Origin of the sequence: Pedobacter sp. BG31 (genome assembly GCF_042464845.1) — a bacterium.
In the GTDB taxonomy this organism is placed as follows: domain Bacteria; phylum Bacteroidota; class Bacteroidia; order Sphingobacteriales; family Sphingobacteriaceae; genus Pedobacter; species Pedobacter suwonensis.
The window spans coordinates 52,062-66,170 of the sequence record NZ_JBHNZK010000005.1 but is presented as its reverse complement, the minus strand read 5'-3'; the positions used below and the strand labels follow the sequence as shown (position 1 = coordinate 66,170).

Annotated in this window: 5 protein-coding genes; 4 read left to right on the top strand and 1 reads right to left on the bottom strand. The window is 39.1% G+C overall.

Annotated features, from left to right (window positions below; translation table 11 throughout):
- Positions 1-236: 236 nt before the first annotated feature.
- Positions 237-2,567, bottom strand: a complete 2,331-nt coding sequence (locus ACFE6N_RS08290; protein ID WP_378935494.1) for a TIR domain-containing protein — start codon at positions 2,565-2,567, stop codon at positions 237-239.
- A gap of 587 nt (positions 2,568-3,154) precedes the next feature.
- Between ACFE6N_RS08290 and ACFE6N_RS08285 the strand changes: the two genes are divergently transcribed.
- The 4 genes from ACFE6N_RS08285 (at position 3,155) to ACFE6N_RS08270 (ending at position 14,101) form a co-directional block, all read left to right on the top strand.
- On the top strand, positions 3,155-5,236 hold the full coding sequence (locus tag ACFE6N_RS08285; protein WP_378935492.1) for an FUSC family membrane protein: 2,082 nt from the start codon (positions 3,155-3,157) through the stop codon (positions 5,234-5,236).
- Between the two features lie 1,059 nt (positions 5,237-6,295).
- Positions 6,296-6,955 (top strand): GDSL-type esterase/lipase family protein, encoded by a 660-nt coding sequence (locus ACFE6N_RS08280; RefSeq protein ID WP_378935490.1) that lies wholly within the window; start codon positions 6,296-6,298, stop codon positions 6,953-6,955.
- 823 nt (positions 6,956-7,778) lie between these two features.
- Positions 7,779-10,697, top strand: a complete 2,919-nt coding sequence (locus ACFE6N_RS08275) for a triple tyrosine motif-containing protein (protein ID WP_378935488.1) — start codon at positions 7,779-7,781, stop codon at positions 10,695-10,697.
- A 260-nt stretch (positions 10,698-10,957) separates the two neighbouring features.
- Entirely contained in the window at positions 10,958-14,101 is a 3,144-nt protein-coding gene (locus tag ACFE6N_RS08270) for a SusC/RagA family TonB-linked outer membrane protein (protein ID WP_378935486.1), read from the top strand.
- Positions 14,102-14,109 lie beyond the last annotated feature (8 nt).

Genomic DNA, 14,109 nt, shown 5'->3' with positions numbered 1-14,109 from the left:
CGTCGCACCGGTCTCGGACGGTAAAGACTTGCGCTAGATTGGGTATGGGCTTGGGGTGGAGTGAAGCAATCTTTTTAGGAAATATTTCACGCCTAAATTTTAAATAAAGCACAAGTTAGGCCATTGTTTCGACTAAAGCGCCAAGACTTGCGCTAGAATAGAGAATTGATAATTTCACACACGACATGCGTGTGCTAACGAAGCTTTTATCAAACTCATAATTATGTAGTGCTCATTTATTCAAATTCAACTAACTCTGGATATTTTGTCATTAAGCTTTCGACTTCGTACAGCATGTTTTTTCTTCTGTAAATTTCAAGAAGTGCTCTAAATGCAAAATAGTTATGTGAATTCATGCGCAATGATTCAGTAAGTGTTATAATGGCTTTTTGAGCATCACCCTGAATGTAGTAATCAAACTCTGCTTGCATTTCTCTCATTACATCAGTAGCCTTTTTGTCTAAACTTTTTGAAGCGTTATTAAGAAGTTCTTCGATTTTTTCTAAGTCGAATTCTGTTTTATCTGCCTTTTTTATTAAGCATGTAAAATATGCTTGAATATGAAGAATATTGGTCTTAAATCTGTTGTAATTATCTTTTGCCCAACCTAGAGCTTTCATATATTCACCTTTTCGCAGGTAGACATTCACCAACTCTCTTTTTGTCCTTGAATGATTTTCATCAATCTTTAATACATCTAAAAAATGGGTTTCAGCTTCTGTCATCTTATCACCATTTCGGTAATAAAACCCAAATAAAAAGTGATAATCGATCTGGGACTCGTCATCTTGATTGTTGAAAAACTTCACAATCTCAAAAAAATTCTCATTTTGTTTTCTACAATAAGCAAGGCATAACCAAATTCTTGTTTCTCGAATAATTTGGAAATCGAATTTGCTCTCATTTTCCAAAAGTTTAACACATAATTGAATTACGGTTTTATATTGCCTGTCATTATATTCTTTAATAATAGATTTTAAAATGAATGAGGGGATTAAATATCTGGAGGGAATAGGTTTGTTCTCTCTAATCATTGTCTCCAGGGTAAATAAAAATTCTGAATAGTCAGATGTCTCTGTTAACTCTAGAGGTTTTTCAATCGCCTCTTTTGCGACTTCTTTGATTCTTTCACTTATAGATTTGTCAAGTTCTAATTTAGAACGGTTTATATAGTCAGAAATAGAGGTATTTAATTTTAAATAGTCGTGTGTTGAACTTATAGAAAAGAATAATGTCAAGTCGAAAAGTCTTTGGATTGATTTGTAAACATCATCACTTTCTCCGAAAATTTTATATACCAAATCGTAACTAATAACTTCAAATCTGGATAAGGCAATTAACATTTGCCTACTCAGTGTATCATCTTTTAAAAAACCTAAAATTGATAATGCTCTTAGTTCATCAAATTCTTCAATATCATTTACAAAAGACTTTGAATCTACAACACCCATACTGTCGATTAGGTTAGCGGCATATATAATTTGTCCTGGGATACCTTTCAAATATTGAAGAAAAAATTTTGTGTCTGCTGGATTAAGGGTTTGTTTAATAATGTTAAGGTATTGTATGAAAAAAGTTTGAGTGTCTTCTTTGGAAAGTTCATCTACTTGAAAATTAAGAACATTTCCAAGTTTTTTAATGTGAGGACCGTAGGGTTTGAACTTTGAAATTAAACAAATGCAAACTTGATTTTGTAGTTCAGGTGCGGATATTATCTCCTTAAACCATCCAACCAAAGAATGATTGGGTAATACGATACTTCCTTCGTCTACTACGAATAAAATTTCACCTGTTTCGGAAAATTTCTTAATATAATCGCGACCGAGTTTAATTTTATCTTGTAACTCTTCAGTGGAAAAATCTTTTTGAAAAATCTCTGGACTAATTTCGACAAAATTTAGCTTGTAGAGGAAATCTTCAATACTTTCTTTTGCGCCTATTGAAATCGGAACTGGTTCATACCATTTATCGACAACTCTGGTTTTTATTAATCCATTTCTTAAAAAGGTTCTTCTTCCCATTCCTTCAAAGAAACTCGACGCAATTATGCAGGTGGGTTTAGAATTATCAATGTTAATGATCTTTCTTTCAAACTCCTGCATTATATCATTGCGGCCAACAAATAGGTCATTAGTTTCTCTTAAATGAGCAAATTGCTTAAAATTACTTTCCCTTAATAATTGTCTAATTTTTTTTAGGATAATTACTTCATTGTCAAAATATTTTAAGTTATATGGTTTTCTAATCCAGTCAGGAATATTTTCGTCATTGTGATCTATTGATTTATCAATAATTAGTGGAAATATCCTATCAATTCTTTTGTCTGAGGATAAAAGTTTTGCTTGGGTAATTTCCTTTTTAATCCACTCTGATTCTAGTGCGGTCTTAGAAATAAAGAGAACAAAAACATCTGTATCAGACAATCCTTTAAATATTTCGTCCAAGGTTTGTCTGCCTGCTTCAAATGTGAATTTGTCATAGTGGCAATTATTTTTTCCTAGTTGAGTTGCAATTTTTTCGACTAATTCTTTGTCTTTACTGCTATGAGATAAAAATGCTTTTGCCATCTTCTGGTTTGTTATTTATTAATTTAAAATGTCTACATCAAAATCTTAATATAGCCCATCATTATAGCTATACTTTATGTTGTAAACATATGCAATCTCCAGTTTATAACTAAAGAAAACTAAATCACATTTTAGTCTTTGCATAAAACTAAGATTATTTTTCAAGTTCCAAAAATTACATAGGTTAATAGAATAGGAATTGAACGGCTTAGTTTTTCTAAGATATAAACAAAAATCACAGCAAACACAGTAAACCGTAAGAATTTATTTAACTGCTCGTACCGAAATACTTATAGAGCTGGGGGCATTACCCCCTTTTAGCGCAAATCTAGTGGGTAGGATAGTAGGGTTGGGGCACTTCTGCTTTCCAGAATTTGGATAGATAGATTTTTACCTTAGAGATTATTTTAAAGCACTAGTCATTCCTTTGTACTGGCCTAAAGCACTTAGACTTCCGCCAGGAAGTTTTCCTAAAACCTAAAGAACAAATCGGTATCTGGTTTTCTATAGCTATTTGCTATGCATGCATTGTAAATCTGTTATCTTTGCAGCATTTAACCGTTTATCCGCATTCATTAACTTATTTCATGGGCAAAAACAGAATCGGCTCTACCATTTCGTACTTCTTTTTAGGCGAGTACTTTTCTGATGCCCTGCGCACCACCATTACCGTGGTATTGCCCATTATTTTATTTTTTTACCTGGGCAATCCCGAAGCCGCCAAAGGAATAGGGGTTGGGGCTTTGCTAATCAGTTTAACCGACCTGCCTGATAACCGGCTGAATAAATTGAAAACAGCCTTATCCAGTATCATCGTGTTTTTCCTGGCCACATTGGTGGTTTCATCCGTATTGTACCATCCATACCTTACCGCGGCAGTGGTGGTTATGGCTGCTTTTGGCTGTTCCATGTTTGCGGTATATGGGCAAAAACTCTCGTTGATCGGCACCATGGCCCTGATTGTATGCACCTTTGTAATGGGGCTCCATCCGGCCAGGCCGCTGTATTTTAGCAGTTATATTTTGGTGGGTGGTGTATGGTATTATGTCATCAGCCTGATCCAGATTTTGATACGGCCCTACCGTTCGCTGCATCATGCTATTTTCGAATGCCTGATGAGCAGTGCCGCATTTTTAAATGCAAAGGCTAAAAATTATGATGTGGATGTACCGCTCGATCCACAACAGAAGGAAGCCATTAAACTGCACATTAAGGTAAACCAGAAACACGAGCTGATCCGCAACCTGCTGCTTACCGATAAATATGCCATGAATCCCGATAACCCCAAAGGCCGGTTGTTGCTGGAGCGGGCCAGGTTACTGATTGATTTATACGAACAGTTGAACGCCGTACATTACGATTATGCTTTGGTGCGAAAAACTTTAGCTATCGGCCCGAGTCTGAAACTGATTGCCGGTTTGATTAAATTACTGGCTAAAGAACTGGAGCAGTTGGGCAGGCACGTACGTTCGGCAAAGGCTTATAAAGGAGAGGTAGCCACCAACATCGAATATCAGCAGCAACGCATCGTGTTATTGCAGGAAATGGAACGTTTAAACGAAAGCCAGCGTAAAATTGTGCTGAAGGTGGTTTCGAACATGAACGATATTGTACGTATTATCGAGATGATCAGGGGTAATGAGCGTACCACCGAAAAACACTTGCAGGAACTGAGCGGAAAAATTTCTTACCCGCTGTTTATTACCGGCGATCGTTTTTCCATTCAGGAGCACCTGACGCTAAAATCGCCCATTTTTAGGTTTTCACTGCGGCTGGCTATCTGTTTCCTGTTTGGTTTCCTGCTCATCTGGCAGTTGGAGCCGAGCAAATACAGTTATTGGCTTTTTCTCACCCTGGTCATTGTAGCGCGACCTAAATTTTCAATCACCTGGAAACGGAATTTACAGCGTTTAAAGGGTAGTATGGGGGGCGTTGTCATCGGGCTGATCATTATCTATTTTGTGAAAAGTCCGGCGGTGCTGCTTTCTTTTTCGGTTGTTTTCTTACTTGGTTTTTATGCCTTTAACCGTTTAAACTATACGATAAGTGTATTGTGTATTACACCGGCGGTTATTTTAACACTGGGCAGTTATCAGGGGCATTTCGATCACCTGGTGCACGACCGGATTATCTTCACCGTACTGGGCTGTGTTATTGCTATTTTTGCTACCTATTTGTTCCCGATTTGGGATAGCCAGCAACTAAAGGCGAAAATTACGGATGCGGTTAAAGCCAGTATCCGTTACCTGGAGGTGGCTATTCAAAACCAGGCCGAAAGGGATGAGAATCAATCGCGCATGGCGCGAAAAAATGCCAATTTAAGTTTGTCTGGCTTAAGCGAAGCGATTGATTCCGCCAGTCAGGAACCGATGCGGAAACACATCGATTTTAATGGACTTTATGATGTACAGGCTATTATTTACCAGATTAATGCCATCATCACTTCTATATACCTTTCGGGTCATCATCAACCGGGGCAGGCCAATGCGTTGCTGGTGAAACAAATTGTAAGTAACCTGAATAATGAAACTGAATTAAAAAACGATGCAGTACCGCGTGTTGATATTAGGGATTTAAATCATGACGATCATTCTACCAGCCAGAAGTTGGCGCACATTACCGCTTTATCGGATGAATTTAAGCGGTTTAGTGCTGGTTTTTTCAGGTGAATTTGATTGCTTGTCAGTCTGAGCGGAGTCGAAGACCTCTTCAATAGATCAATTTAGCTGTTTTTTGGAAATGAAAGGGCAGTATATCTTGGCGGATTATAGTCCTGCTTTCCATTCCAAGTCCTCTTCCGATGGAAAATCGGGATTCCGGGCTTTCCATTTCAATCAGGTTTATTCACGAAGTTTTGTGCTGGTTTTCGAAGATAAATTTAATTTTTTGTCAGTCTGAGCGGAGTCGAAGACCTCTTCAATAGATCAATTTAGTTGTTTTTTGGAAATGAAAGGGCAGTATATCTTGGCGGATTATAGTCCTGCTTTCCATTCCAAGTCCTCGCTGCGCTGTGGGCTTTCCATTTCAATCAGGTTTATTCACAAAGTTCTGGGCTGGTTTTCGAAGATAAATTTAATTTTTTGTCAGTCTGAGCGGAGTCGAAGACCGTATCAAATGTTAATTATCAAAATGTATTTGTACATAAAAGATCCTTCGACTACGCTACCATTGACGTTATTTTGAAAATCATTACTAATCAACACTTAACCGCTTTTGCATTTCCATCCAGCTAGGCCATAGCACGGTATCCCCGTTCTACCTAAATCCGGCCTAACAAATTTTTCGGGCTGCACTGCCCAAGCCAACCTACTAGCTTCGAAAGAAAAATTTTCAGCCGGTGTTTTTTGTTTCTTTTTGACACCAAAAAGAAAGAGCCCTTCGGCGGCGGCGAGCCGAGGCAAGAATTGTGTGAAGGAAAAAACGTCAATCATATTGATTTTTATATCATAAATTATCCCTCAGGATGACAGATTCTCTAAAAATAGTCGTCATTGCGAGGAGGAACGACGAAGCAATCTTTCATGCTAATGATCCTCACTATAAAGATTGCTTCGTCGGCTGAAAGAGCCTTCTCGCAATGACGATTCTAACATTGGAGATAACCTCCACCTCCGTGTTTAACCCGTGCTTCCATAGCATCACATCGTAAATCAGCGGTAATAAATTTGTTTGATTTACCCGCCGCCAGTTGTATATTACTATATTGTGCCCGTTTTAAACATGCTTATATGAAAAAATCATTCCTTATTCTGCTTTGCCTCTCTTTTCTAGCCGTAACCACTTTTGCCCAAAAGAAACCCAATTTCTGGGATGATGTACAGATAATTAAAAAGTACGATCAAATGTATAAACCGCCTGTAAATCCGGTGCTGTTTGTGGGGAGTTCATCTATCCGTAAATGGGATGATTGTACACAGGTTTTTGCCAAATACAATGCTTTGAACCGTGGTATTGGTGGAGCTGTAATTAATGATATTACCTATTATTTAAATGATGTTGTTTTTCCCTATCAGCCAAAACAGATTGTACTGTATGTGGGCGAAAACGACCTGCCAAACGAAACGGTAACACCCGATACCGTTTTAAACCGGACCATCCAATTATATCAGTCCATTAGGTCAAAACTACCAACGGTGCCTATTGTGTACATCTCAATTAAACCGAGTCCGAGCAGAGATAAGTTTAAAGAAAAAGCAGTAGCCTCAAATGCGCTAATCCAAAAGTTTTTAGCAGGCGAAGCCAACACCAAATTCGTTAACGTTTATTCTTTAATGTTAACGAAAGATGGAAAATTAAGACCCGAACTTTTTGTGGAAGATATGCTGCATATGAATGCTAAAGGTTATGCCATCTGGAGAAAAGCTGTGGAACCGCTTTTGTTGAAGTAGATTTTTTAGTCGGAAAGTCCGGCGTCGGAGGTCCGAAGGCTAAAGTTGAATATCAAACATAAATTCCGTCATTTCGACCGGAGTGCAACGTAGCGGAGAAATCTATGGTAAGTATATCGAGGTTAAAATTAATCAGGGATATTTTATCAAAGTGTATTGGGGTAGCGTAACGATACAATCGTTACGCTATTTATGCGCGCGTTAGAAGCGAGCACAAGCCTGGAACCGGAATCCGTCATTTCGACCGGAGTGCAACGTAGCGGAGAAATCTATGGTAAGGATATTGAGACTAGAATTCCTGCAAGAGGTAAACAAAGTGTATTGGAATAGCTTAATTATACAATCGCTATTTTATTTACACACACGTTAGAAACGCGCGCAAGTTTAATGAATAATCTAAAGCACACGCTAGTAGCGATCGTTTTAAGATTGCTTCGTCGGCTGAAAAAGCCTTCTCGCAATGACGACCCTTGCAGCCCACCATTTAGTACAAATAAACCACGGTCTCCAATAAACTAGCCCCGATAGAGCGGAAAGCCCGGAGCGAAGCATGAGTGAGGACTTGCAGTGAAAGCGGGACCGAACCCAACCTACTAACCACAGGTATTGCGCTTCAAAATAATAGGAAGACTAAATAGGAAAGGCCAAAGCAAAAAGTTAGATGTTTAAAAATGTCTTTATAATGGTGCACATTAAACGATACAATCGTTAAACTATTTCTGCACGCGTTAGAAACGCACCCAAGCCACTGAAATTGTAAGCGCGGCTAACCAGAATTAAAATTATATATTTATTATTGCGTTTTAACTCCTCCCTAACCAAAATGAAGCGACTTTTACCGGCTATATTATTCTTCTTAACTGCTTATTATACCCATGCACAGGTGCTGTTAGGGATACCGCAAGTGGTAAACTACAATAACGAGCAATATAATGGCGGCATTCAGAACTGGGACGTAGAGCAGGATAAAAATGGCATCCTTTATTTTGGTAACAACGAGGGGCTGCTAACTTTTAACGGTCGCTATTGGAACCTGTTCAAATTACCCAACTTTACCTCTGTACGTTCGGTGGGGATCGATTCCAAAAACCGCATTTATGTTGGCGGACAGGATGAGTTTGGTTATTTCTACCCCAATGCGCAGGGTATTTTAAAATATACCTCGCTGTTAAACCTATTGCCCGAAAATATGCGGAAACTGGCCGATATCTGGGGCGTCTCAGTCGTTCGTGATGAAGTGTTTTTTAGGTCGATACATGCCATACTGCATTATAAAGATGGCGTAATTAAAAGTTATAAAACCAATACCAACTGGATGTTTATGGGTACTGCAAAAGGCAAAATCTTTTCGCAGTCGTCTGATTCGGGCCTCATGTTTTACGATCATGGCCTATGGAAACCATTTTGTAAGGACAGTATTTTAAACCGCTCAGGCATTACCGCTGTATTGCCCTACAGTGGCGATACTTTACTGGTTTCGATGTTAAAAAAAGGATTGTTTTTGCTTATTAACCACCAACTAAAACCTTTGACCAGCAGCTTAAACCAGGTTTTTTTAAACGAACGGATTTATTTTGCAACGCAGCTCAGTTCAGATTTATATGGGGTAGCCACCACTTCTGGTGGGGTATATATCATGAATAAAAAGGGCAATCTGGTGCAGAAATATAACTATAAAGAAGGCTTACAGAACAACAACGTAAGGGGTATACTGCTGGATAAGGATAAAAACATGTGGCTGGCGTTGGATGATGGGATTGCTTACGTGGCCATTAATAGTGCCGTAAAAAGCATTTCTCCCGATCGGAATAAACAGATTACCAGTTACGCCTTTCGCAAATACGGACAATCAATTTATATTGGTACCTCTAACGGTTTGTACCAGGCCAAAATTAATACGGCAATGCCCGATTTAAGCTATTCGCCGGCTGATTTCGAAGAGGTGAAAAACAGTAAAGGGCAGGTATGGGGATTGGATGAAATTAATAACCAGCTGCTAATGGCACATGAAGACGGAACCCTGCTGGTGAAAGATAATACTGCCACCCCGCTGTATAGCTTAATTGGTACCTGGATGTACCAAACCATAGATAATGTTTATCCAAGCAAAGAGGTCATAGCAGGTACTTATGCCGGATTACAGGAACTCACCTATGATGGAAGCCGCTTTATAAATGGTGGTAAAATTGCAGGCATTAACGAAACACTGCGTTTTATAGTTGCCGATAATAATAATCCCGATCAGATCTGGGCTTCGCATCCTTACCATGGTGTATATAAAATAGAACTCCAGCCCGATCATAAAAGTATTTTGCATACCACCTTGTTCTCCGATCGGGATGGCTTACCAACCAAGCTTTACAATTATGTGTTTCATATTAAAAACAGGGTAGTTATTGCCACAACAAGCGGGATTTTCGAATACAATGCTGCAAGCAAAAAGTTTATACGGTTTAAATTGTTCGGCTCAGCCCTTAATGGTATTCCTATTCAATATCTGAAAGAAGATAATGATGGTAATATCTGGTTTGTAACCAATAAGAAGGTTGGCGTTATCGATTTCCATAGGCCAAACGGCAAAACTCCCTTCAGTGTTTTATACCTGCCCGAGCTGAATGGCAAAGTGGTTGGTGGTTTCGAATCGATATATGCACCCGATAGTCAAAATATATTTATCGGGGCCAACAAAGGCGCTTACCATATCAATTACAAAAAATACATTCAGAATATCACCCGGCCAAACGTAGTATTGAGCACCGTAAAATTAATGGGCAACAAAGATAGTGTGGTTTTTGGCGGCTATTTTGTAAACAAGGGGAATATTGTACCTAAACAGGAGCTGAGTGAAATACCCGAATATGTAAACAGCCTGAATTCGATCCATTTCGAATATGCCTCTACACTGTTTGAGCATGATAAAAACATCAAATTCAGTTATCAGCTTACAGGCTTTGATGGCGAATGGTCTGCCTGGAGTACGAAAAGTGAAAAAGATTATACCAATTTACCGGCCGGAAAATATACGTTTAATGTGAAGGCGACTACCGGCATCAGTAACGAATCTGAGGTGGTAAGTTATACTTTCGTGGTGCTGCCGGCCTGGTACAATACCATTTGGATGCGGATTATTTACCTGATTTTAATTGTAATGGCCATAAGGTTGATGATCAGGTGGCAAAAAACGAAACACATTAAAGAGCAGGAACGCATGAGCTACCTGCACCAGCTGGAGCTTGATCGAAATGAAAAAGAAATTGTGCGGCTGCAGAACGAAAAGCTCGAAGCCGATGTAAATTATAAAAACAAAGAGCTCTCTACCATGACCATGCACCTGGTGCAACGTGGTAAGGTGCTGGCTAAAATTAAGGAAGTGATATCTGCGGTAATTAAAAACCACGACCTTAATGAGAGTTCGCCAAGTTTCAGGCACCTGATCAGGCTGATTAAGGATGTAGAGAAAAAAGACCAGGAACTGGATCACATGAGTGTACACTTCAATCATGTAAATACCGAATTCTTTACCCGTCTTAAAGATCTTTATCCAGACCTGAGCCAGAATGACCTGAAATTCTGCGCCTATTTGTCTATGAACCTTTCTTCAAAAGAAATGGCCCAGCTGATGAACGTGACGATTAAAGCGATTGAAGTAGGCCGTTACCGCCTTCGGAAAAAACTACAGCTAAAGCCGGAAACCAATCTGTATGAGTTTTTGATTGAAATAGCGCGACAGAAAATGCCATAAACGCATGTTTTTGTTACAAAAGCTGCTTTTTTTGATTGAAATATTCAAGTAACTGTTGTACAGATTTTTATGACTTACCTGTAGGGCTTATGTAGGTCTGTTTTTTCTCTTATTTATCCACTTTTAAGGCTGTTGTATGGTTGGTGTAGTAGGGTTAAATTCTGCTGTTGCTATACACGTGTATAGATTTGATCCATGAACAGCAACCAGTAAGACTGTATCATGAACTAACCAAATTAATTCACTTAAAAGTAATTTCTATGAGAGGAAGATTTACATTCGTATTCTTCGTTTACTGTATCCTGGCATTACCGTTGGCCTTATTGGCTCAAGACATTCCGGTTACAGGAAAGGTAACAGAACAAAATGGTAGTCCGTTGCCAGGTGTAACGGTTCGGCTGGAAGGCACCACCAAGGCTGCATCTACTGACGCCAGTGGTGTTTTCAGCATCCAGGCACCTGTTGGTGGAAAATTAAACATCAGTTTAATTGGTATGACCACACAGACGATAACTGTTCCTGCTGATGGCCGTATTAATGTATCGCTGTCTGCTAATTCAAAAGATTTGACCGAGGTGGTCGTTGTGGGTTACGGTACACAGAAAAAAGCACTCGTAACCGGATCCATCTCCAGCGTAAAGGCAAAAGATCTGGAATCGATGCCCATTAACAGAGTAGAACAAGCCTTACAAGGAAGAACATCTGGTTTAACAATTGCCAGTGGCAATGGACAACCTGGATCTGCTTCGACAGTGAGGGTGAGGGGCTTTACCTCTTTTGCTTCTTCGGGTAATAACGATCCGCTCTGGGTTGTTGATGGGGTAATTGTAGATAATGGCGGTATTGGTTATCTAAATCAATCAGACATTGAATCTATTGAGGTTTTAAAAGATGCAGCTTCACAAGCCATTTATGGCGCCAGAGCGGCAAACGGTGTAATTATTGTTTCTACCAAGAAAGGTAGAGAGGGAAGATTATCTATTAATTACAATGGATTTTATGGTACACAGGCACCGGCTAAAAAGTTAAAACTATTAAATGCCACTCAATATGCTACCATCAGAAATGAAGCGTATGCTAACAGTTACAATGCAGCAACCGATGGCACTTTTACACTTCCCTATGCAAATCCATCTGTTTATGGAGAAGGTACCGATTGGCAATCTGTTGTTTTTAATAATGATGCCCGCAGACAGACCCATGAGTTTAGCGTTTCAGGTGGAACCAATAAATCTACCTTTTATACTTCGTTTGGTTACATCGATCAGCAGGGGATTGTATCTACGCCTATTTCCAATTTTAACCGTGCAAACATCCGTCTAAATTCTACATTTAAGCCTGCCAAGTGGATAACATTTGGCGAGAATTTAGGTTACAGCCATTCGGTAAATAAGTCTTTAGGTAATACCAATAGTGAATTTGGTGGTCCATTAAGTTCGGCCATTCATTTAGATCCAATAACCCCGGTTATTCAAACAGATCCAAACATTTTAAGCAAATCTCCTTACACCATTGCCAATATTATAAGAGACCCTGCAACAGGATTTCCTTATGGTATTTCGGGCCCGGTTGGTCAGGAGATGAGTAATCCTTTGGCATACAATCAAACCAGATTGGGTAACTATGGCTGGGATCATAACATTGTTGGTAATGCTTTCTTAGAAATTGAGCCTATTGAAAATTTAAAATTCAGGTCATCATTGGGAACTAAACTTGCTTTTTATGGTTCAGAATCTTATACCCCGCTATATTGGTTGAGTCCTGCTAATACGAATTCGAAGACTAACTTCTATCGCGAGATGAATATGACCCTAAATTACAATTGGGAGAATACCATAAGCTATTCTAAAAGTTTTGGTAAACACCACGCCTATGCTATTTTAGGTCAGGGTTATTATATGGACAACAATAACCGTGGTTTAAATGTAAGGTTTAACAACATCATTGCTCAGGATTTTTATCAGGCCAATTTAAACTATAAGCCGGCAACTGCCGATATCCAGGGTGATGGTAGTGATGCTACCTTGCATGTTGTTAACTCTTTATTTACCCGTGTAACTTATGATTACGATGAAAAATATCTATTTACGGGTATTATCCGTCGTGATGGTTCTTCACGCTTTGGTACAAACAACCGTTTTGGTTACTTTCCTTCGGCATCAATTGGCTGGGTACCTTCAAAAGAGGCTTTCTGGAAAGAAAACAAGGTTGTTAACTTCTTAAAGTTACGTGGTAGTTATGGTATTACCGGAAATGATGCCATTGGCGATTTCAGTTACATATCATTGGTAAATAGCGGGCGTAACTATACTTTTGGTACTACCGATGTAAGTACCATTGGATGGAGTCCGGCTGCTTTATCAAACCCTGATCTGAAATGGGAAGAAACCCACCAAACCGATATCGGTTTAGATGCGACCTTATTTAATGATTTTAGCCTGAGCGCTTCTTACTTCAAAAAGAAAACCATTGGCGTATTGCAAACACCTTCTATTCCGCTTTATTTAGGTGCAGCTGGTGGTGCCGCAGAAAATGTTGGTGATATGCAGAATACCGGTATAGAATTCGAATTGGGTTATCGGAAAAAAATAGGGGAACTTAATTTAGGTATTAATGCCAATATCTCGACCCTGAAAAATAAGGTAACCAAACTATTACCTGGAAGAGAATTTATTGAAGATAATGCTCAAAGTTTTCAAGGAATGGGCAACTTTACCCGTACCGGACTTGGACGTGCATTTAATGAGTTTTACGGGTATGAAGCGCTTGGCATTTTCCAGTCACAAGCAGAGATTGACGCTTACAGAGGACCGGGAGGTACCATATTGCAACCTTCTGCAAAACCAGGAGATGTTAAATTTGCCAACTTAGACGGAAATGAAACTATAAACGGTAGCGACCGTACTTATTTAGGCAGCCCGCTTCCAAAATATACCTATGGTATTACCATTAACCTGGCTTATAAAAACTTTGATTTTGTTGCCTTCGGAAACGGTGTAGGCGGAAACATGATCTTCCAGGGATTAAGACGTTTGGATGTAACTTACGGAAACTGGCAACAATCTATTCTAGACAGGTGGACACCAACCAACACTTCTACTGATGTTCCCCGTGTTGCAGACAAAGATCTTAATGGAAACTATACCAAATTCTCTAAAAATTATTTAGAAAAAGGTGATTACTTCCGTTTAAAAACCCTTCAGGTAGGTTATAATCTTCCAGGTAATGTGATTAAAAAAATTGGCGCACAAAAAGTTAGGGTGTATCTCATGAGTGAAAACCTATGGACCATTACAAAATATACCGGTTACGATCCCGAAATCGGTGGAACTGTATTGGGTGTAGATCGTGGCGTTTATCCACAGGCCCGTTCGTTTATGGTAGGTTTAAATGTTGGATTCTAAAAAAAATA

What these genes read in the sequence shown, in the direction of transcription:
- ACFE6N_RS08270 (WP_378935486.1), top strand. Translation starts at nt 10,958, where the DNA reads ATGAGAGGAAGATTTACATTCGTATTCTTCGTTTACTGTATCCTGGCA.
- ACFE6N_RS08280 (WP_378935490.1), top strand. Translation starts at nt 6,296, where the DNA reads ATGAAAAAATCATTCCTTATTCTGCTTTGCCTCTCTTTTCTAGCCGTA.
- ACFE6N_RS08290 (WP_378935494.1), bottom strand. Translation starts at nt 2,567, where the DNA reads ATGGCAAAAGCATTTTTATCTCATAGCAGTAAAGACAAAGAATTAGTC.
- ACFE6N_RS08285 (WP_378935492.1), top strand. Translation starts at nt 3,155, where the DNA reads ATGGGCAAAAACAGAATCGGCTCTACCATTTCGTACTTCTTTTTAGGC.
- ACFE6N_RS08275 (WP_378935488.1), top strand. Translation starts at nt 7,779, where the DNA reads ATGAAGCGACTTTTACCGGCTATATTATTCTTCTTAACTGCTTATTAT.